This is a genomic window from Kitasatospora sp. NPDC088351, from assembly GCF_040685575.1.
Taxonomy (GTDB): Bacteria; Actinomycetota; Actinomycetes; order Streptomycetales; family Streptomycetaceae; genus Kitasatospora.
The window spans coordinates 121,401-142,528 of the sequence record NZ_JBFBIL010000014.1 but is presented as its reverse complement, the minus strand read 5'-3'; the positions used below and the strand labels follow the sequence as shown (position 1 = coordinate 142,528).

Annotated in this window: 15 protein-coding genes; all 15 read right to left on the bottom strand. The window is 70.4% G+C overall.

What is annotated here, in order from left to right:
• Window positions 1-543 (bottom strand): ABC transporter ATP-binding protein (locus tag AB0P06_RS13915; RefSeq protein ID WP_363607478.1); only part of this gene is annotated, 543 nt, incomplete at its 3' end.
• Between the two features lie 16 nt (window positions 544-559).
• Window positions 560-1,474 (bottom strand): ABC transporter permease, encoded by a 915-nt coding sequence (locus tag AB0P06_RS13910; protein WP_363607485.1) that lies wholly within the window; start codon window positions 1,472-1,474, stop codon window positions 560-562.
• A 76-nt stretch (window positions 1,475-1,550) separates the two neighbouring features.
• On the bottom strand, window positions 1,551-2,477 hold the full coding sequence (locus tag AB0P06_RS13905) for an ABC transporter permease (protein WP_363607477.1): 927 nt from the start codon (window positions 2,475-2,477) through the stop codon (window positions 1,551-1,553).
• A gap of 150 nt (window positions 2,478-2,627) precedes the next feature.
• Window positions 2,628-4,247 carry an ABC transporter substrate-binding protein gene (locus AB0P06_RS13900; protein WP_363607476.1) on the bottom strand — a complete coding sequence of 540 codons (1,620 nt, stop codon included), beginning with the start codon at window positions 4,245-4,247 and terminating at the stop codon, window positions 2,628-2,630.
• A gap of 173 nt (window positions 4,248-4,420) precedes the next feature.
• A complete protein-coding gene (locus tag AB0P06_RS13895; protein WP_363607475.1) occupies window positions 4,421-5,440 on the bottom strand; it encodes a dipeptide ABC transporter ATP-binding protein in 1,020 nt (339 codons plus the stop codon).
• On the bottom strand, window positions 5,433-6,482 hold the full coding sequence (locus AB0P06_RS13890; protein ID WP_363607474.1) for an ABC transporter ATP-binding protein: 1,050 nt from the start codon (window positions 6,480-6,482) through the stop codon (window positions 5,433-5,435). Before AB0P06_RS13890 ends, AB0P06_RS13895 begins: the two co-directional genes overlap by 8 nt.
• Window positions 6,483-6,501: 19 nt before the next feature.
• Window positions 6,502-7,440 carry an ABC transporter permease gene (locus AB0P06_RS13885; protein WP_363607473.1) on the bottom strand — a complete coding sequence of 313 codons (939 nt, stop codon included), beginning with the start codon at window positions 7,438-7,440 and terminating at the stop codon, window positions 6,502-6,504.
• Window positions 7,433-8,377, bottom strand: coding sequence for an ABC transporter permease (locus AB0P06_RS13880; RefSeq protein WP_363607472.1), 945 nt, complete (start codon window positions 8,375-8,377; stop codon window positions 7,433-7,435). The genes AB0P06_RS13885 and AB0P06_RS13880 overlap by 8 nt, the downstream gene beginning before the upstream one ends.
• A gap of 88 nt (window positions 8,378-8,465) precedes the next feature.
• Window positions 8,466-10,103: an ABC transporter substrate-binding protein gene (locus AB0P06_RS13875; RefSeq protein ID WP_363607471.1), complete on the bottom strand. Its 1,638-nt coding sequence runs from the start codon at window positions 10,101-10,103 to the stop codon at window positions 8,466-8,468.
• A gap of 430 nt (window positions 10,104-10,533) precedes the next feature.
• Complete coding sequence (gene typA / locus AB0P06_RS13870; protein ID WP_363607470.1) at window positions 10,534-12,435, bottom strand: translational GTPase TypA; 1,902 nt, start codon at window positions 12,433-12,435, stop codon at window positions 10,534-10,536.
• A gap of 229 nt (window positions 12,436-12,664) precedes the next feature.
• Window positions 12,665-14,533 carry an ABC transporter family substrate-binding protein gene (locus AB0P06_RS13865; RefSeq protein ID WP_363607469.1) on the bottom strand — a complete coding sequence of 623 codons (1,869 nt, stop codon included), beginning with the start codon at window positions 14,531-14,533 and terminating at the stop codon, window positions 12,665-12,667.
• 106 nt (window positions 14,534-14,639) lie between these two features.
• The gene (locus tag AB0P06_RS13860) at window positions 14,640-17,117 is read right to left on the bottom strand and encodes a SpoIIE family protein phosphatase (protein WP_363607468.1); all 2,478 of its coding nucleotides are present in this window, start codon (window positions 17,115-17,117) and stop codon (window positions 14,640-14,642) included.
• A 361-nt stretch (window positions 17,118-17,478) separates the two neighbouring features.
• The gene (locus AB0P06_RS13855) at window positions 17,479-20,043 is read right to left on the bottom strand and encodes a SpoIIE family protein phosphatase (protein WP_363607467.1); all 2,565 of its coding nucleotides are present in this window, start codon (window positions 20,041-20,043) and stop codon (window positions 17,479-17,481) included.
• Between the two features lie 416 nt (window positions 20,044-20,459).
• Window positions 20,460-20,900: an NUDIX domain-containing protein gene (locus tag AB0P06_RS13850; RefSeq protein ID WP_363607466.1), complete on the bottom strand. Its 441-nt coding sequence runs from the start codon at window positions 20,898-20,900 to the stop codon at window positions 20,460-20,462.
• A 10-nt stretch (window positions 20,901-20,910) separates the two neighbouring features.
• Complete coding sequence (locus AB0P06_RS13845) at window positions 20,911-21,063, bottom strand: SPOR domain-containing protein (protein ID WP_363607465.1); 153 nt, start codon at window positions 21,061-21,063, stop codon at window positions 20,911-20,913.
• Between the last annotated feature and the right edge of the window lie 65 nt (window positions 21,064-21,128).

The following is a 21,128-nucleotide window of genomic DNA, read 5'->3' as shown; positions in this document are numbered from 1 at the left end:
CATGATGCGCTGACGCATACCGCCGGAGAACTGGTGCGGATAGTCGTTCACCCGCTGCCTGGCCGCGGGAATGCGCACCCGCTCCATCAGCTCGATGGCCTTGTCCCTGGCCTCCTTGCGTGAAGCCCCCTGGTGGGCCCGGAACATCTCACCGAGCTGGAAGCCCACACTGAGCACCGGGTTCAGCGAGGAGAGCGCGTCCTGGAAGATCATCGCGATCCGCCGGCCGCGGACCTTTCGCCGTTCCTCCTTGCCCATCTTCAGCATGTCCTGGCCCCGGAAGCGGATCTCGCCCCGGGGGATGCGGGCCGGCGGCATGTCCAGAATGCCCATGATCGCCTGGGCGGTCACCGACTTGCCCGAACCCGACTCCCCCAGCACCGCCAGGGTCTCACCGGCCGACACCGAGTAGCTCACCCCGTTGACGGCCTTCGCCACACCGTCCCGGGTGGCGAACTCCACGTGCAGGTCGCGAACGTCGAGCAGCGGCCCCTCGTAGGGCGTTTCCCGCGCGGACCTGACGGTGTCGACAGCTGTTGTCACGATGCGTCCCCCTCGCTCAGCGAAGCTTCGGGTCGAGGGCGTCGCGCACCGCGTCGCCCAGCATGATGAAGGCCAGCACGGTGACGGAGAGCGCCGCGGCCGGGAAGAACAGCGCGAACGGGGCCGTCCGGATCACCTTCTGGGCGGAGGAGATGTCGATGCCCCAGGAGATGGTCGGGTCCTGCAGACCGATGCCGAGGAAGCTCAGCGTGGCCTCGGTGGCGATGTAGCCGCCGAGCGCGATGGTGGCGACCACGATCACCGGTGCGACCGCGTTGGGCAGGATGTGCCGGAACATCAGCCGCCCCGTCCCCGCGCCGAGCGCCCGGCCGGCCACCACGTAGTCCGACTGTTTGACGGTCAGCACCGCGCCGCGCATCACCCGTGCGATCTGGGTCCAGCCGAGGAAGGCGAGCGCGATGACCACGCTCCACACCGTGCGGGTGGCGAAGGCGTTCAGCAGCACCAGCGCGCCGAGCAGCAGCGGGATGCCGAAGAAGATGTCGACGATCCGGGAGATCACCGCGTCCACGCCGCCGCCGAAGTAGCCGGCGACCATGCCCGCCAGACCGCCGAGCAGGGTGACGGCCGCCGTGACACAGATGCCGACGGTGATCGAGGCGCGGGCCCCGTACACCACCCGGGCGTAGATGGACCGGCCCTGCCCGTCGTAGCCGAACCAGCCGGCCCCGAAGAAGTCGGCCCAGTCCGGGCGTCTGAGGTAGTCGTGGACCAGGTCGGCCCTGCGCGGGTCGGCGTCGGTGAACGCCCAGGGGAAGACCGCCATCACGACCAGCAGCAGGATCAGCACCGCCGAGATCAGGAAGATCGGCCGGCGCCGCAGGTCCCGCCAGGCGTCGCCCCAGAGGCTGCGGGCCTCCTCCCGTTTGATGACGTCGGCCTCGACCAGGGTCTCCTGCTCGACCGCCATGCCCTGCTCGCCGGCGTAGTCCAAGCGTGAGACCCCCGGTTTCGGATGCGGCTCGTACGAGTTCTCGTCGTGGATGTCAGGCATAGCGGATCCTCGGGTCCAGGACCGCGTAGAGCAGGTCGACGAGCAGGCTGGCGACCAGGTAGACGATCACCAGGACGGTCACGATGCCGACCACGGTGGGTCCCTCCTTCTGGTTGATCGCCCGGTACAGGACGTTGCCGATGCCCTGCACGTTGAAGATCCCCTCGGTCACGATCGCGCCGCTCATCAGTGCGCCGAGGTCGGTGCCGAGAAAGGTGACCACCGGGATCAGTGAGTTGCGCAGCAGATGACGGGAGATGATGGTCCGCCGGGGCAGCCCCTTGGCCACCGCCGTCCGCATGTAGTCCGCGCGCAGGTTCTCGCCGATGGACGTCCGGGCGAGCCGGGCGACGTACGCGAGCGAGAGCGAGCCGAGCACGATCGCGGGCAGGAGCAGCTGGGAGAGGTCCCGGGAGTCCTGCACGGTCGGGGTGACCCAGCCCAGATTGGTGGCGAACACCGTCTGGGCGATGTACGCCAGCACGAAGACCGGGATCGAGATCACCAGCAGCGTGAGGATCAGCACCAGGGTGTCCTGGACGCTGCCGCGCTTGAGTCCGGAGACCACGCCGAGGCAGAGCCCCAGGACCAGCTCGAACGCGAAGGCCATCAGCGCCAGCCGGATGGTCACCGGAAAGGCGTTCGCCATGATGTCGGTGACCGGGCGGCCGGTGAAGCTGGTCCCGAAGTCCCCCTGGAAGAGGTTCCCCATGTAGTGCAGGTACTGCTTCCAGATCGGCTGGTCGAGGTAGTACTTGTGCTTGAGGTTGGCCACGACGGCGGGATCGGCGGCCTTGTCCCCGAACAGCGCCGCGACCGGGTCGCCCGGCAGCGTGTAGACCATCAGGAAGATCAGCAGCGTGGTGCCGAAGAACACCGGGATCATCTGCAGCACCCGCCGCAGCACATAACTGCCCATCCGAGCCTCCTTCCTAGGTGACCGATTGGCCGAGTGCCCGGGCCCCGCCCTCCGTGCGGGGAGGGCGGGGCCCGGCGTGGGACGGCCCTCTCTCCCCGGCCCTCGCGGCCGGCCCCCCGGTCCGGTGACGGGCGCGGGGGCGGGAGAGGGTCAGCCCTTGACCTCGACCTGGGTCCAGGCCGGGTTCCCGAAGGAGTCGAACTTCACGTTCTGGACCTTGGTGGAGTAGCCCGAGTTGGTACGGTAGTACCAGAGCGGGATGGCGGGCATGTCCCCGGGCAGCACGGCCTCGGCCTGCTGGTAGCCGGTCACCGTGTCGGCGACGCTGGCGGCCTGGTCCGCCTTGGCGGCCAGCTGGTCGAACTTCGGGCTGCTGTAGCCGAAGTCGTTGGAGGCGGCGCCGGTGCGGTAGACGTCGGCGAGGAAGTTGGCGTTCAGCGGGTAGTCCTGTACCCAGCCGGTGCGGAACGCGCCGTTGATCTGGTGCCCGGTGATCGCCGCGCGGGCGGTCTTGAAGTCGGGCTTCGGATCACCGGTGCAGTCCACCCCGGTGCTCTGCCGGATCGAGTTGCAGACCGCGTCCACCCACTCCTTGTGGCCGCCGTCCGCGTTGTAGGTGATCGTCAGCTTGTTCCCGGGCACCCCGCCGCCCTCGGTGATCAGCTGCTTGGCCTTGGCCGGGTCGAACGTGCAGTTGTCGCCGCAGACGCCGGCCTTGTAGCCCTCGACGCCCTCGGCCACCCAGGCGGAGGCGGACTTGCGCGAGCCCTGGAGCACCGTCTTGGTGATGGTGTCGCGGTCGATCGCCATCGACAGACCCTGCCGGACCTTGGCCTTGGCCGGGCCGGACCAGTCCGCCTGGTACAGCGTGAAGCCGATGTTCTGGATGGCACCCTGCGGCTCGTCGATCGCCCGGTCCCCGAGGTCGCTCCGGTACGTCGCCAGCGCGGACGGCGGTACCTGGTCCATCACGTCGAGGTTGCTGGACAGCAGGTCGGCGTAGGCCGCCTCGGACGTGTTGTACATCCTGAAGACGACGCCGCCGTTCTTCGGCTTGTCCACGCCCTGGTAGTCCGGGAAGGCCTTGGTCACCACCTGCTGGTTGTGCGACCAGCTGACGAACTGGTACGGCCCGTTGCCCACCGGCTTCTGCCCGTACCCCGACGGGTCGTTGAAGAAGGCGTCCGGCAGCGGGGAGAAGGCGATGTAGCCGAGCTTGTACTCGAAGTACGAGACCTTGCCGCTCAGCTTGACGGTGAAGTGCGTGTCGTCGACGACGGTCAGCCCGGACATCGTGGTCGCGGCCGGCTGGCCGCTGTCCGGGTGGACGTCCTTGTAGCCCTCGATGTCGGAGAACCACGAGCTGTTGATCTGGTTGTTGGTGGTGGTCGCGCCCCAGTTCCAGGCGTCGACGAAGTTCTTCGCCTTCACCGGGGTGCCGTCGTGGAACTTCCAGCCGTCCTTCAGCGTGATGGCGAAGGTCTGCGAGTCACTGGTCTCGATCTTGTCCGCGACCTGCATCCGGATCTTGGCATCGCCGGGGTCGTAGTCCACCAGCCCCCTGAAGAGGTTCTGCAGGATGCGACCGCCACCGACCTCGTTCGCGTTCGCCGGCTGGAGCGGGTTCTGCGGCTCGCTGCTCTGGTAGCTGAAGGTCTTGCCGCTGTCCGACGAACTTCCGCCTCCGCCGCTGCTGCTGCACCCGCCGGCCGCCAGGGCCACGGATGCCGCTCCGGCGAGGACCCAACGAACACGAGTGGCTGCGGGCATGGAGGTCCCTCCTCAAGGTGTGTGTCGCATCACACCCCATGAGAAGCGTGCCCTTGCGGCGGCGCGCGCCGGGTACCCCCGGACGGGTACACCTCCGCGGCGGCAAGTTGACGGAACGCCGGAAGGGCCCGCGGCTCGATGGCCGCGGGCCCTTCCTGATGGCGCCTCGGGGATCAGACGGCGGCGGCCGTCTCCCGAACCTCGGCGAAGTGGCAGGCCGACTCGTGCGCGGCCGGACCGCTCAGCACGGACGGCACCGCCAGCAGCGGGATCTCGGTGGAGCAACGCTCCTCCGCCTTCCAGCAGCGGGTGCGGAACCGGCAACCGGACGGCGGGTTGGCCGGCGAGGGGATGTCGCCGCTCAGGATGATCCGGTCGCGGGACTCCCGCGCCGTCGGGTCCGGCACCGGCACCGCGGAGAGCAGCGCCTGGGTGTACGGGTGCGTGGCGTTCTCGTAGATCTGCTCGTCGGTGCCGATCTCGACCATCTTGCCGAGGTACATCACGCCGACGCGGTCGGAGATGTGCCGGACGATCGAGAGGTCGTGCGCGATGAACATGTACGAGAGCTCGAACTCGTCCTGGAGCTGCTCCAGCAGGTTGATCACCTGCGCCTGCACCGACACGTCCAGCGCGGAGACCGGCTCGTCACAGATGATCACCTCCGGCTTGAGCGCGAGGCCGCGGGCGATGCCGATGCGCTGGCGCTGACCGCCGGAGAACTGGTGCGGATACCGGTTGATGTACTCCGGGTTCAGGCCGACGACGTCCAGCAGGTCCTGAACGGCCTTGCGGCGGTCGCCCTTGGGAGCCACCTCGGGGTGGATCTCGAAGGGCTCGCCGATGATGTCGCCGACCGTCATCCGGGGGTTCAGCGAGGTGTACGGGTCCTGGAACACCATCTGGATGTTCCGGCGGACGGCCTTCAGCCCCGCGCCCGAGAGCCGGGAGATGTCCTCACCCTTGAACAGCACCTGGCCGGAGGTGGCCCGCTCCAGGTTCATCAGCACCTTGGCCAGCGTGGACTTGCCACAGCCGGACTCGCCGACGATGCCGAGCGTCTCGCCCTTCGCCAGGTCGAACGAGACGCCGTCGACCGCCTTGACCGCGCCGACCTGCTTCTTGAAGAGGATGCCCTGGGTCAGCGGGTAGTGCTTGACCAGGTCCTTGACCTCCAGGATGGGCTCAGCCATGGAGGGTCTCCTTCCAGAGGTGGCACGCGCTGCGGCGGCCGGTGAGCTCCTTGCCGTCCTTGTCGGTCACCTGGTGCAGCTTCGGGGTCTCCGTGCGGCACAGGTCGGTGGCGACGTCACAGCGGGGGTTGAACGCGCAGCCGGCCGGAACCTTCAGCAGGTTCGGGGGCAGACCCTTGATCGCGTACAGATCCTGGCCCTTCTGGTCCAGGCGCGGGATGGAACGGAGCAGGCCCTTGGTGTACGGGTGCGCCGGGTTGGCGTACAGCTCGTGCACCGGAGCCGTCTCGACGATCCGGCCGGCGTACATGACGGCGATCTTGTCCGCGACGTCGGCGACCACGCCGAGGTCGTGGGTGATCAGGATCAGCCCCATGTTGTACTCGGCCTGGAGCTCGGCGAGCAGGTCCATCACCTGGGCCTGGACGGTGACGTCCAGGGCGGTGGTGGGCTCGTCGGCGATGATCAGGTCGGGCTCCATGGAGAGCGCCATCGCGATCATGATGCGCTGGCGCATACCGCCGGAGAACTGGTGCGGATAGTCGCCCACGCGCTGCTTGGCGGCGGGGATGCGCACCCGCTCCATCAGCTCGATGGCCTTGTCCTTGGCCTCCTTGCGGGAGGCGCCCTGGTGCACCCGGAACATCTCGCCGAGCTGGGCACCGACGGTCATCACCGGGTTCAGCGAGGAGAGCGCGTCCTGGAAGATCATCGCGATCTTCTGGCCGCGGATCAGCCGGCGCTGCTCCTCCTTCATGGCGAGCATGTCCTCGCCGCGGTAGAGGATCTGGCCCTGGCTGATCTTGCCGGGCGGCATGTCGAGGATGCCCATGATGGTCTGGGCGGTCACCGACTTGCCGGAGCCGGACTCGCCGAGCACCGCCAGGGTCTCACCGGCGGCCACGGAGTAGTTGACGCCGTTCACGGCCTTGGCGACGCCGTCCCGGGTGTGGAACTCCACATGGAGGTCACGGACCTCCAGCAGCGGGGTGCCCACTTCGAGGCGTCCGCTCTTGCTGTTCTTCTCGATCACGGTGGTCATCGGGTCGTCACCTCTTCTCTCAGCGGAGCTTCGGGTCGAGGGCGTCGCGCACCGCGTCGCCGAGCATGATGAAGGCCAGCACGGTGATGCTCAGCGCGGCCGACGGGAAGAGCAGCACGTGCGGGGCCGTCAGGAAGCGGGCCGAGGCGTCGCTGATCATCAGGCCCCAGGAGATCTCCGGGGACTGCACGCCGATGCCCAGGTAGGACAGGGCGGCCTCGGCGCCGATGTAGACGCCCAGGCTGATCGCGCCGATGACGATGACCGGCGCGATGGCGTTCGGCAGGATGTGGCGGAAGGTGATCCGCATGCTGCTGGCCCCGAGCGCGCGGGCCGCCATCACATAGTCGTTGTACTTGTTGGAGAGCACCGACGCGCGCATGATGCGGAAGATCTGCGGCCAGCCGAGGACGGCCATCACCAGGGAGACGGTGTAGGCGTTGCCCTTGCCGAGCATCGACATGATCAGCATGCCGCCGAGCAGCAGCGGGATGGAGAAGAAGACCTCGGTGAAGCGCGACAGAATGCTGTCGGTGATGCCGCCGACCCAGCCGGCCAGCAGGCCGAGCAGCGAGCCGACCACGGTGACCGCGAGGGTGGTGAGGACACCGACGATGATCGAGTTGCGGGCGCCCCACACCGTACGGGTGTAGACGTCGCAGCCCTGCACGTCGAAGCCGAACCAGTGCTCGGCGCTCGGCCGCTTCAGCGAGTTGGCCAGGTCGCAGGCGTCGCCGTCGAACGGGCTGCCGCTGGTAAACAGCTGCGGCACGGCGGCCATCACCAGCAGGATCAGCACCAGCGCGGCACCGATCAGGAAGACCGGGTTGCGGCGCAGGTCGCGCACGGCGTCGGACCAGAGGCTGGCCGCCCGCTCGGTCTTCTGCTTCTTCGGCGGATCGGTCTTGCCGGTGTCGCCGGACAGTGCCTCGCTGCCCACGGTGGTGGTGTCACTCATAGCGGATCCTCGGGTCGAGCACGGCGTACAACAGGTCCACGAGCAGGGTGGTGACGAGGTAGATCACCACCAGGAGGGTGACCATGCCGACGATCACCGTGCCCTGCTTCTGGTACACGGACTGGGCGAGCAGACCGCCGATGCCGTGCATGTTGAAGATCTTCTCGGTGATGACCGCGCCACCCATCAGGCCGCCCAGGTCGGCACCGAGGAAGGTGACGATCGGGATCAGCGCGTTGCGCAGGGCGTGACGGCCGATCACCCGACGGCGCTTCAGGCCCTTGGCGACGGCGGTGCGGACGTAGTCCGCACGCATCGTCTCCATCAGGCTGGTGCGGGTCAGTCGGGCGACGTACGCGAGCGAGGTGGACGCCAGCACGAAGGCAGGCAGCAGGTACGCCCGCAGGCCGTCCTCCTCGTGGAAGGAGACCGGGAAGAAATCGATGCCGTAGTCGTTCTTGAGCTTCACGCCCAGCAGCAGCTGCAGCGCGAAGCCGGTGACGAAGACCGGGATCGAGATGACCAGCAGCGTGCTGATGAGGACCAGTTGGTCGAGGAACTTGCCCCGGCGCAGGGCCGCCATGACGCCCGCCAGGACACCGACGACCGCCTCGATGATGAACGCCACCAGGGCCAGGTTGACGGTGTAGGGGAACGCCTCGCTGATCATGTCGGTCACGGCACGACCGGTGAGGCTCTCGCCGAGATCGCCCTGGAAGACGCCGGAGATGTAGTTCCAGTACTGGACGAGGAACGGGTCGTCCAGGTGGTACTTCTCGCGGATCAGTTCTCTCAGGAGCGGATCGACGCGCTTCTCGCCGGCCAGCGCCTGCACCGGGTCACCGGGCAGGTAGTGCACCAGTGCGTAGATCAGCAGTGTCGCACCGAGCAGGACAGGGATCGCCTGTATCAGTCGGCGGATGACATAGCGGCCCATCAGACCTCCATACTTTCGGACAAGGAAGGGAGGCGGGAGGACCCGGACTGTAGTCCGGTCCGCCCGCCCCCGATCGTCTGATTACAGATCAGGCCAGCTCGACCTCGGCCAGGTTCATGTGACCCTGGGCGTCGGTGTCGAAGTTCTTGATCTTCTTGGTGTACGCGGCGGAGGACATGTAGGTGTACACCGGGATGTACGGGAGGTCCTGGATCAGGACGTCATCGGCCTGCTGGTACAGCTTGAGGCCCTCCTCCTCCGTCTTCGCCTGGTCGGCCTGGCTCAGCAGGGTCTCGAACTGCTCGTTGACGTAGCCGCCGTAGTTCGAGCCGTTCTCGATGGCGACCTTGGAGAAGATCGGGCGCAGGTAGTTCTCGATCGACGGGTAGTCCATCGACCAGGCCATGCGGAAGGCGCCGGAGTACTGCTTGTCGCCCAGCGCGTCCAGGATCTTGCCGAACTTCTCGAACGGCTTGAAGGTGACCTCGACGCCCAGGTTCTTCTTCAGCTGGTTGCCGACGGCCTCGATCCACTCCTTGTGGCCGCCGTCCGCGTTGTAGCCCAGCTCGATGGTGTTGTTCGGAACACCGTTGGCCTGGGTGAAGAGCTCCTTGGCCTTGACCGGGTCGTACTTGGCCGCGTCGCCCATGGCGCCCTTGCGGTAGCCGTTGACCAGCGGGTTGACGAAGTCGTCGGCCGGGACGCGGGTGCCCGAGAAGATCGTCTTGGTGATCGCCTCCCGGTCGATCGCCATCGAGATCGCCTTGCGGATCTCCGGCTTGCCGTAGGTCTCCGGGTTGGTGGCGATCGGGAAGCCGATGTAGCCGACGCCCGACTCGGGCTTGTAGATGTAGCGGTCGCCGAACTCGCTCTTGACGGTCGACATGGCCGAGATCGGCAGCTTGTCGGTGGCCTGGATGTTGTCGGCGCGCAGGTCGTTGTACGCGGTGTCCAGGTTGTCGTAGATCTTGAAGGTCACACCGGCGAGCTTCGCCTTGGTGTCAGAGCTCGGGAAGTTCTCGAAGCGCTTGACCTTGATCTGCTTGTTGTGCTCCCAGGCGCCGTCCATCTCGAACGGGCCGTTGCCGATCGGCTTCTCGCCGAACGCCTTCGGGTCGTTGAAGAACGCCGTGGGCAGCGGGTAGAACGCGTTGTACCCGAGCATCGTCTTGAACTGCGAGAACGGCGCCGACAGGGTGACGGTGAAGGTCTTGTCGTCGACGACCTTCAGGCCCTTGAGCTCCTTGGCGGAGGGCTTCTTGTCCTTGCCCGGGGCCAGCTCCTCGGAGCCCTCGATCTTGCTGAAGAAGGGCAGGCTCTCCTGCGCGTTGTCCTGGTTGGCGCCGTAGTTCCAGGCGTCCACGAAGGACTTGGCGGTCACCTTCTCACCGTTGTGGAAGGTGTAGCCGTCCTTCAGCTTGATCGTCCAGACCTTGCTGTCGGTGGACTCGATCGACTCGGCCACGCGCAGCTTCGGGGCGTTGGTCTTGCGGTCGTAGTCGACCAGGCCGGCGAAGACCGCGTTGAGCACCTCGGAGCCCTCGGACTCCGCGGTGTTCTGCGGCACCAGACCGTGCTGCGGCTCGCCGAGCTCGACGGCGATCGTGCCGCCGGCGGACGCGCCCGCCTTGCTGTCACTGCTCTTCGAGCTGGCGCTGCAAGCGGTCGCCGCGAGGGCGATAGCGGTCGCCGCGACGATCCACTTGGTCTGGGTTGCACCGCGCATGGGGGATGCCTCCTGAATTCGACTTTCCAACGAGGAGAGCAGGCGGGCGGTTGTCACCGGTCCGCCATGCCGTCCGCGCTCGTGGTTTCGGCGCGCACCCCTGCGCGTTAACCCTTGACCCGAGCCTGACTGCACCCACTATCCGTCACGCACGGACACGAAAGTGACCAATGCCGATCTCAATTAGGTCACATGAACGGTCAGTAAGTTTCGAAAACCGGACATAAGAGACATAGCCAGACAGGCATTAAACGGACAGTCGTCATGAATGACGGACTGTCACGTTCGCTCAGCGGACACCTTGCGGTGTTAAGCGCTATTCCGTTTATACGCGCGTCGACAGCGTGGAGTAGTGAAAAACGATCGCCCCCCTCTCCGGTGGAGAGGGGGGCGATCGTTTCCGGCCAAAGGCCCGATCAGACCGAACAGATCACGACTTCTTGGCGCGCGAGGCGGTGCGGCCGCGGTCCTTCTGGTCCAGGACGAGCTTGCGGATACGGACGGTCTCCGGGGTCACCTCGATGCACTCGTCCTCGCGGCAGAACTCCAGCGACTGCTCCAGCGAGAGCTTGCGCGGCGGGACAATCGACTCAGCCACATCGGCGTTCGAGGAACGCATGTTGGTGAGCTTCTTCTCCTTGGTGATGTTGACGTCCATGTCGTCGGCGCGCGAGTTCTCGCCGACGATCATGCCCTCGTACACCTCGGTGCCCGGGTCGCAGAAGAGCACACCGCGCTCCTGCAGGTTGGTCATCGCGAAGGCGGTGACCACGCCGGCCCGGTCGGCCACCAGCGAGCCGTTGTTGCGGGTCGTCAGCGTGCCGAACCACGGCTCGTGGCCCTCGTGGATCGAGTGCGCGATGCCGGTACCGCGGGTGCTGGTCAGGAACTCGGTACGGAAGCCGATCAGGCCGCGGGACGGCACGACGAACTCCATCCGGACCCAGCCGGAGCCGTGGTTGGACATGTTGTCCATCCGGCCCTTGCGGACGCCCATGAGCTGCGTGACCGCGCCCATGTGCTCCTCCGGCACGTCCACCGTCAGGCGCTCGACCGGCTCGTGGGTCTTGCCGTTGACCTCCTTGGTGACCACCTGCGGCTTGCCGACGGTCAGCTCGAAGCCCTCGCGGCGCATGGTCTCGATCAGGATGGCCAGCGCCAGCTCACCACGGCCCTGCACCTCCCAGGCGTCCGGGCGCTCGGTGTCCAGCACGCGCAGCGAGACGTTACCGATCAGCTCGCGGTCCAGGCGGTCCTTCACCTGCCGCGCGGTGACCTTGCGGTCCTTGACCGCGGACTTGGCGTCCGCGCCCTTGCCGCTGCCACCACGGCCGACCAGCGGCGAGGTGTTGGTGCCGATGGTCATCGAGATGGCCGGCTCGTCCACCGTGATCAGCGGCAGCGCGATCGGGTTCTCGGTGTCGGCGAGGGTCTCACCGATCATGATCTCCGGGATGCCGGCGACGGCGCAGATGTCACCCGGGCCCGCCACCTCGGCCGGCTTGCGGGTGAGCGCCTCGGTCATCAGCAGCTCGGAGATGCGGACGTTGGAGATCGAGCCGTCCCGCTTGATCCAGGCCACGGTCTGGCCCTTGCGCAGCTCGCCCTGCTCGACGCGGAGCAGCGCGATACGGCCGAGGAAGTTGTCGGCGTCCAGGTTGGTGACGTGCGCCTGGAGCGGGGCCTCGGCGTCGTAGGTCGGGGCCGGGACGTGCTCCAGCAGGGTGGAGAAGAACGGCTCCAGGCTGTCGCTGTCGGCCGGGACGGTGCCGTCCTCCGGCTTGGTCAGCGAGGCCACGCCGTCACGCGCACAGGCGTAGACGATCGGGAACTCGATCTGGTCCTCGTCGGCGTCCAGGTCCAGGAACAGGTCGTAGGTCTCGTTGATGACCTCGTCGATCCGGGAGTCCGGGCGGTCCGTCTTGTTGATGCAGAGGATGACGGGCAGGCGCGCGGTGAGCGCCTTGCGGAGCACGAAGCGGGTCTGCGGCAGCGGGCCCTCGGAGGCGTCGACCAGCAGGACGACGGCGTCGACCATGGACAGACCGCGCTCGACCTCGCCACCGAAGTCGGCGTGGCCCGGGGTGTCGATGATGTTGATGGTGATGGGAGCCCCGCCGTCCTTGGGGTGGTACTTGACGGCGGTGTTCTTCGCGAGAATGGTGATGCCCTTCTCGCGCTCCAGGTCGTTGGAGTCCATCATGCGGTCGTCGAGCTGCTGGTGGGCGGCGAAGGCGCCGGCCTGCTTCAGCATGGCGTCGACCAGAGTGGTCTTGCCGTGGTCGACGTGGGCGACGATGGCGACGTTACGGATGTCGTTGCGCGTGGGCATGCCTGGCTGATTCTCCCGGAATCGTGGGTTTCGGCGCCCGGCCGCGAGACGCCGACCGGCGATCCCTGTTGATCGCCGCCGCCCGTTCCGCCTGCTACTACCGGTCCACCCGCCGGGCAGGACATGCCACGGCTTCCTCCTATCGTACGGGGAACCACCCAGGTGGGCCGAAACGGGCAGGTCGGGCGGGATCAAGATCACAAGTGGATCACCCCGTCCTCACCGCGCTTCACCACGCGGACGGAGTGGCCTCGGGGCTCTGCTCCCCGCCGGCCCAGCCGATGTCCTGGAAGCGCGGCCACCCGAAGCCCCACGCCCCGGCGCCCACGACGCCGGACCGGACACCCACCAGGTCGGGCCGCTGGTAGAGGGGAACGGAGTGACCGAGCTGCCAGATCCGGGTGTCGGCCTCCTGGAGCAGGGCGAGACGGGCGTCGAGGTCGAGCTCGGCGGCGGCGCGGTCGAAGAGCCGGTCGATCTCCTCGGTACCGGCGCGGGCGAAGTTGGTGCCGGCCTCCAGGACGCCGTCCGGGTCGGGCCGGGGCTTGGCGTAGACCGGGCGCTGCTCGGTGGCCGGGTTCGAACCGGCCGGCCAGGAGAGAACGGCGAGCTCGTAGTCGCCGGTGGCCAGGTGGTCCTGGACGAAGGTCTCGGCGGGCGCCGTCACCGGCCGGACGGCGATGCCGGACTCGGCCAGGTCGGCGGTCAGCGCGTCGGCGGTGCGCAGGGCGGTGGCGGAGCCCGCCGGGATCAGCAGGGTGAGGGCGAGGTCCTTGCCGTCCTTGGTCCGGGTGCCGTCGTCCGTGGGGCGCCGCCAGCCCGCCTCGTCCAGGAGCCGGCTCACGTCCGCCGGGTCAGCGGCGGGCCCGTTGTCGCGGTAGCCGTCCTGGTCGGCGGTGAGGAGGTGGCTGCCGAGCGGTGCGGCGGCCAGGCCGAGCGGGGTGAGCGCGGCATCGGCGATCCGCCGCCGGTCGACGGCCAGACCGAGGGCGGCGCGGACGGCCGGGTCGGTGAGCGGCTCGTGGGCGGCGTTGAGGGTGAGCTGGGTGAGCGAGGGCGCGGCGGCCCGGTGCACGGTGACGCCGGGCAGCGCCTCCGCCCGCCGCAGCTCCCGGACGGCGGCCTCCGGTACGGCGGCGGGCGGCGCGGCGGCGGGGGTGGGGGTGGCCGTGCCGGAAACGGTGGGGGAAGCGCTGGGCGAAGCATCGGGGGAAGCGCCCGACAGGACGCCGGCCCGGTCGACCGCGGCGGTGAGCGGCGCGATGTCCAGCCGGTCCTGGTCGAGCCCGTCCAGCCGCTGCTCGGGCGGCGCGGCCAGGAAGTCGATCCGGTCCGCCTTCGCCGGGTCGCCCCACCAGAGCGGGTTGCGCCCCAGGGTGACCCGCCCGCCCTCGGGGTCGTAGCCGGCCACCGCGTACGGCCCCGCCGTCACCTGCCCCGTGCCCGTCAGCGGCTGGTTGAAGGCGGTCGCGGTGGCCGTCCGGGCCGCGGGGTAGAGGGGACTGAACAGCGCCCGCCAGTCGGCGTACGGCTGCCGGAGGACGACCTTGACCTCGGCCGGGTCGGCTCCCTGCTCGATCGAGTCGATCAAGCCGTATCCGGCCGGGCGGGTGCTGGTGTACGCGGTGTCGGGACCGGAGAGCGCGGCCCGCTGGGCGGTGAAGTCGGCCGCCGAGAACGGGGTGCCGTCGCTCCAGACGGCCTTCGGGTTGAGCCGGTAGGTGATCACCTGCGGCCGCCGCCCCGGCGGGGTGGACTCCGCGGCCACCAGGTAGTCCGGGTCGGCGACCGGCCGGCCGTGCTCGTCGGGCCGGAACAGCGAGGGGTACAGGGCGTGGGCGAGCAGCGCCGAGTCGGCGGTCGCGGCCGGCTGGTAGACGTTGAGCGTGGCCGGGACGGCGTCCACCGCCCAGCGCAGCGTGCCGCCGTCCCGGACGGTGTCCCGGTCGTACGGGCGGACGTCACCGGTGGTGATGGTGGGCGGGGCCGGCACCGGGGCCGGCGCGGGGGCGGGTGCCCGGTCGCCGGTGCAGGCGGCCAGGGTGCTGGTGGCGAGCAGCAGCGCGGCGGCTGCGGCGGTGAGCTGGCGGGCGCGCATGGCGGCCATGGAACGCCGTCCGGGGGCGGCCCGGCCCGCCGACACGGCGGGCCGGCGGGCTACTGCACCCGGACAGCCGAAGCGCCCGGGTGCGGTGGCCCGGGGGTCAGAGCGACAGCTCGAACCAGACGATCTTGCCCTTGGGGGTGCGCCGGCTGCCCCAGCGCTCGGCCAGCAGGCTGACCAGCTGGAGGCCGCGGCCGCCCTCGTCGGTCTCCTGGGCGCGCCGCTGGCGCGGCTGGGCGTAGCCGTCGTCCCAGACCTCGCAGACCATGTTCCGGTCGCGCAGCAGCCGCAGCCGGATCTCGCCCCGGCCGTGCCGCAGCGCGTTCGTCACCAGCTCGCTGACCAGCAGCTCGGTGGTGTCGACCAGCTCCTCCAGGCCGCGCGCCAGCAGCCAGCTGCAGGCCAGCTCGCGGGCCTTGGCGACGGAGGTCGGCTCGGGCGGGAGGAACCAGTTGCCGACCGCGTCCTCGGGGAAGGCGTGCACCCTGGCCATCAGCAGGGCGATGTCGTCCTCGCCGTGGTGCGGGTTGAGCTCGCCGAGCACATGGTCGCAGAGGTCTTCCAGGCCCTTGCCCTCGGCCGACAGCGCGGTGCGGAAGGCGCGCAGGCCCTCGTCCAGCTGGTGCTTGCGGCTCTCCACCAGGCCGTCGGTGTAGAGGCCGAGCACGGCGCCGTCCGGGAGGGTCAGCTCGACCTCCTCGAACGGCTCGCCGCCGACGCCCAGGGGCAGACCGGGCGGCACGTCCAGCATCCGGGCGCTCTCGCCGGGGCTGAGCAGGACGGGCGGCAGGTGGCCGGCGTTGGCGAACACACAGCGCCGGGTGACGGCGTCGTAGACCGCGTAGACGCAGGTGGCCAGGTAGACCTCGCGGGCCTCCTCGTCGGCCGTCGAGGTGAGCCGGCCGTACGGGGTGGGCGGGCCGACGGGCGGCGCGGAGTCGTCGCCGAGGCCGCGGGCGATCTCGTCGAGGGCGGTGAGCACCTCGGCCGGTTCGAGGTCGAGCATGGCGAGGGTGCGGACGGCGGTGCGCAGTTGGCCCATGGCGACGGCGGCGCGCAGGCCGCGGCCCATGACGTCGCCGATGACCAGGGCGGTGCGGTTGCCGGGCAGCTGGATGACGTCGAACCAGTCGCCGCCGACCTCGGTGTTGTTGTTGCTGGGCAGGTAGCGGCAGGCGATCTCCAGGCCGCTGGCGGCCGGGTTGCCCGGGGGCAGCAGGCTGCGCTGGAGGATCAGGGCACGCTCGTGCTCGCGGCGGTAGAGCCGGGCGTTGTCGATGCAGACGGCGGCCCGGGCGACGAGCTCCTCGGCGATCGCGACGTCCCTGGCGTCGAAGGGCTCGCTGCCGATCGCGCGGGACAGCTGGACCAGGCCGAGCACCTGGTCGCGGGCGACCAGCGGGACGATCAGGGTGGAGCGCAGCAGCGGGTCCGGCCCGGGGTCGGGGACGACGCTGCGGCCGGTGCGCAGCGCCCGGGCGTGCGGGGAGCGGCGCGGGTAGCAAAGGGTGCCGCCGGGCTCGGCGATCGGCAGGCCGGTGACCGAGCCGAGGACCGAGGAGGCGCCGCCGACCACGCTGGAGACGGCGACCCGGCGCAGTTCGCCGCTGCCGTCGGTGAGCACGGTGTCGCCGAGCCGGCCGGCGCTGGGAACGGTCTCGCCGGAGAGCAGCGCGGTGTAGAGGTCCACGGTGGCGAGGTCGCAGAACGGCGGGACGACGACGTCCAGCAGTTCCTTCGCGGTGGTCTCCAGGTCGAGGGTGGAGCCGATGTGGGCGCTGGCCTCGTTGAGCAGGGCGAGGTTGCGGCGGACGCCGTCGGCCTCGCGCTCGGCGACGTGCCGGCTGGTGACGTCGGAGACCTGGCCGGCGACGCCCATCGGCTGGCCGGCCGAGCCGTTCAGCCGGTAGAGCGAGACGGCCCAGAGCCGGTTGCCCTCGCGGGTGGGGACGGTGGAGTGGAAGCGCAGGTCGAAGACGGGCTCGCCGGTGGCGAGGACCTTGCGCAGGGCCGCGGTGAGGCGGTCGGCCTCGGACGGCGGGAAGAGGTCGTGCGGGGTGAGGCCTTCGAGGTCGGTGGGGGTCAGGCCCAGGCCGGAGGCGAAGGCCTCGTTGACGCGCTGGAGGCGGACCCGGTCGTCGAAGAGGATGAAGCCGGTCGGGGTCTGGCCGAAGACCGCCTCGGAGGCGGCGAGGTCGGTCTCGATCCGGCGCAGCCGGCCGAGGTCGACGGCGAGACAGGTGGCGCCGGCGGTGGGCAGCGCGCTGTCGGGCATGAGGTAGAGCTCGGCGAGGCCCTCGCGGCCGGCCGCGTCCCGGTAGGGGGTGGTGCCGACCCACTCCTCACCGGCCAGCGTGCGCTCCAGCCGGGCGCGGCCGCGCTGCCAGAGCTCGCGCGGGACGAAGGTGGTGATCGGGTCGGCGCCGACCGCCTCGGCGGCGGGCAGGCCGAAGAAGTCGGCGGCGCGCCCGCTCCACTGGCTGATCCGGCCGTCGGGGCCGATCGTGAAGGTGGCGACGCGGATGTAGTCGTAGATCGAGCCCGGGTCGCCGGCGCCCCAGTGGTGGGCGTCGGCCATCGGCCGGGCCGCCGGGGCACGGCCGGGGGACCCCGCGGCGGGCGCCGCCACGGGACCGGGCAGGTGGGAGGACCCGGCCTGCCCGGGCACAGCGGCATGACCGCTGCTGCTCGGCGCATTCCGCGCCGGGGTGCTGTTCAACGGACCGACCCCTCCAACCCGCGACCGTCCGGATGTCGAGAAGACCGAGTATTCATCATCGAGGGGTACGTTCACACGCCCTCAACATCACAACATCAGATCGGGCGAAGGTTTTTGTCCTACCGCCCGCGCAACCACAATGCCACGCCCGCGCCCCCTGCCGGAGTGCGCGCTCCCCCCGGCCCCCTGCTGGCATATGCGGCCCCGTTCTACTCGCGTCCTACTCGGCTCCCGGCTCGTCGGGCTCATTACCCGGCAGGGCCTGCTCAAACCAGACAACCTTGCCCATACCCTCCGCCCGGGCGCCCCAGCGGAGCGCGAGCCGGCGCACGAGCTCCAGCCCCCGCCCGCCCTCGTCCGCCTCCTCCGCGTGGCGCTCGCGGGGCGGGTCGGGCAGCGGGTCGGAGATCTCGACCAGCAGCGTCTCACCGAGCGTCAACCGTACTCCGATGGGTGCGCTCGCATACCGGACGGAGTTCGTGACCAGCTCGCTGACCAGCAGTTCCGTGATGTCGGTGAGCTCCTCGACGCCCCATTCGACGAGCGTGGCCCGGACCAGCCGGCGGGCCCGGGAGACGGCGGTGGGCTCCGCGGGCAGGGTCCAGCCGGCGGTCGGGGTGCCGGCCTGACCGTGGCCGAGCCGGGCGAGCAGCAGCGCCACGTCGTCCGGTTCGCGGCCCTGCTCCATGGTGTCCAGCACCGCCTCGCAGGCCGCCTGGATGGAGGCGTACGACTGTTCGAGGACGACGAGCAGCCGGCCGAGGCCGACGTCCAGGTCCTTGTCCCGGGACTCCACCAGGCCGTCGGTGCAGAGGGCGAGCAGGCTGCCCTCGGGGATCTTCAGCTCGACGGACTCGAACGGGACGCCGCCGACGCCGAGCGGGGCGCCGGAGGGCAGGTCGAGGATCCGGCCGGTGCCGCCGGGCAGCGGGCCGCCGGTCCGGGTCGGCTCGTCGGACTCGTCGGCCGGCACGATCAGCACCGGCGGGATGTGGCCCGCCTTGGCCACCGTCAGCCGGGCCGTCGCCGGGTCGAACACGGCGTAGATGCAGGTGGCCAGCAGCGCCTCGTCCGGCCCCTGGGCGAGGTCGTCGGCCAGCTCGTGGACGTGCCGCAGCAGGACGTCCGGCGGCAGGTCGAGAGCGGCCAGCACCCGGACGGCGGTGCGCAGCCGGCCCATGGTGGCGGCGGCCCGCAGACCGTGGCCCATCACGTCGCCGACCACCAGCGCGGTGCGGTCGCCGGGCAGCGGGATGACGTCGAACCAGTCGCCGCCGACCTCGGTGCCGCTGCTGCCGGGCACGTACCGGTAGGCGACCTCGACGCCGGTCGGCTGCGGGACCTGCTGCGGGAGCAGGGTGCGCTGCAGGGTCAGCGCGGCGGTGCGCTCGCGGGCGTACAGCCGGGCGTTGTCCAGGGAGCTGCCGGCCCGGTCGGCCAGCTCGACCGTGAAGGCCAGGTCGTCGCGGTCGAAGCCCTCCCGGTAGCCGGCCCGGCTGACCAGCAGCAGGCCGATCACGATCCCCCGGGCACGCAGCGGCACCACCAGCATCGAGTGCACGCCCAGGTCGTGGGCGGCCTGCATCTTCGGGTCGCCCGGGTAGGTCACGTCACTCAGCTGGTCGGCGCCGGAGAGCAGCTCGGGAACGCCGGTGCGCAGCACCCGGCCGCAGGCGGAGTCCTCGGCGAAGGTGATCCGGGCCCCGCGTCTGAGCATCACCTCCACCTCGGGGCCGTCCTGGACGGAGGCGGTGCCCAGCTGGAGCAGCGAGGTGCGGCGGTCGTGGCCGTGCCGGGGCAGGTCGTCCCCGTGGGCGACGGCCTGGAGCAGGATCACCGCGGAGTGGTCGGTGAGCCTCGGGACGACGGCGCTGGCCAGCTCCTGGGCGATCCGGGAGGCGTCCAGGAGGTCGCCGACCCGGGAGCCGAACTCGTTGAGCAGCGAGAGCCGGCGGCGGGCGTGCTCGACCTTGGCGACCGCCCGGTACCGCTCGGTCACGTCCATCACGGTGCCGGAGATGCCGAGCACGCGGCCGGCCCGGTCGGTCATCCGGTTGTAGGAGATCGAGCGGTAGCCGGCCCGGGCGGTGACGGGCGCGGCCAGCGTGACGTCGATGACCGGCTCGCCGGTGGCGAGCACCTGGCGCTGGATGGCGGTGATCTCGTCGGCGGCCCGCTCGGGCAGCGTCTCGCCGGTGGTGCGGCCGACATGGTCCTCGAGAGCGACGCCGTTCATCTCGGCGAGGGTCTGGTTGACGGCGGTGTAGCGCAGGTCGGTGTCCATGATGGCGATCCCCAGCGGGGACTGCTCGAACAGCGCGTCACGGACGGCGAGGTCGCGCTCGACGGCCCGGACGGCCCCCGCCTCGGCCATGTTGACCTGGAGGAACGGGGTGCCGTCGCCGTCCACCAGCAGGGAGATCCGGGCGTCGACGGTGACGGCGGCGCCGTCCCGGTCGCGCAGCTCGGCGAGACCGGCCCAGCGGCCGTGCCGCAGGGTGTCCTGGATCGCGGCACGGATCCGGGCGACCTGGTCCTCGTCCGGGATCAGGTCGTCGATCCGGCGGCCGACCAGCAGCTCGTTCGGCCAGCCGAGCAGTTCCTCGGCGGCCGGGGACCAGAGCACCACCCGGCCCGCGGTGTCCAGGATCGCGATGGCGACCTTGACGACGTCGAAGAGGTTGCCGCCGGAGTGCCCGCCGGGGCCGCCCTGGTCGCCGGGACCGCCCGGGAACGGCCGGCCGGGCCGGCTGCGGGCACCCGCCCGCGACGGGGTGCCGGACACCACCGGGGACGGCGCCGGCGTCGACTGCTGAGGGGTCTCGGGGACGGCGCCGTCGCTCCGGCGGCGGCCGGCGGGCGGCGGAGGCGCCGCCGGGCGCACGCCACGGCGCAGCCGGGCGCGAGCGGCTGCGCTCCCGCCGGCGCCCGTACGCCGTGCTCCCCCGCCGCCGTTACCGGTATTCGACACCGACGGGGCCTCCGGCTCTGGTCGGGATCGGCGTCGCCGGCTGGGGGCGGCTCACCGATGGTGACGAATAGTGCCAAAAAGCGACATACCCAGCAGAGCCCAGGCTATCCCGGCGACCAGGTCGTCTTTTCCGATTGACCTACGCGGCATCCGGCGCGTCGACGGGGCAGCGGAGGCGGGGTCGGGGGTGGTGGCGGGGATGGTGGCGGTGGTCGGGCAGGTCCGGCCGGTCAGGCCGTCAGCAGGCGGGCGATGTGCGGGAGGACCTCACGGTCGTGGTCGATCCAGTCGACGTCGGCGAGCTCGGCCGGGCCCAGCCAGCGGAGTTCGTCGTGGTCCTCCAGCGGCCTCGGGTCACCGGAGAGCAGCTCGGCGGCCCAGAAACGCAGCTCCAGGCCTGGCCGGACGAGCCACGCACCGGGCAGCCGCTCCAGCGCCTTCGCCCGGACGCCCAGCTCCTCCCGCAGCTCGCGCTCCAGCGCCTGCGTCTCGGTCTCGCCGGGCTCGGCCTTGCCGCCGGGGAACTCCCAGCGGCCGGCCACCTCGGCCGGTGCGCTGCGGCGGGCGGCCAGCACCCGGCCCCGGTGGACGAGCGCGCCGCCGACGACGATCCGGTTCCCGGCCCGGCCCGCGCCGGGGCCCTCGACCGGGTTCTCCATGGCCTTCTCCATGGGCCAGACCCTATGCGCCCTCGGCCTCCACCCAGTACAGCTGCTTGTGGCCGCGCGCCTCGAAGCGCGCGGCCACCTCCTCGGCCTCGGCCCGGCCGAGGCCCTTGGCGACCTCGAAGCGGTTGCCGTTGTCGTCCTGCCGCATCACCCGGAAGGTGTCCATGGCGTGAGCGTAGCCCCGGCCCGTATGGGGGCCGCTGCTCCCGGCGCGGGGCCGACGGGTACCGG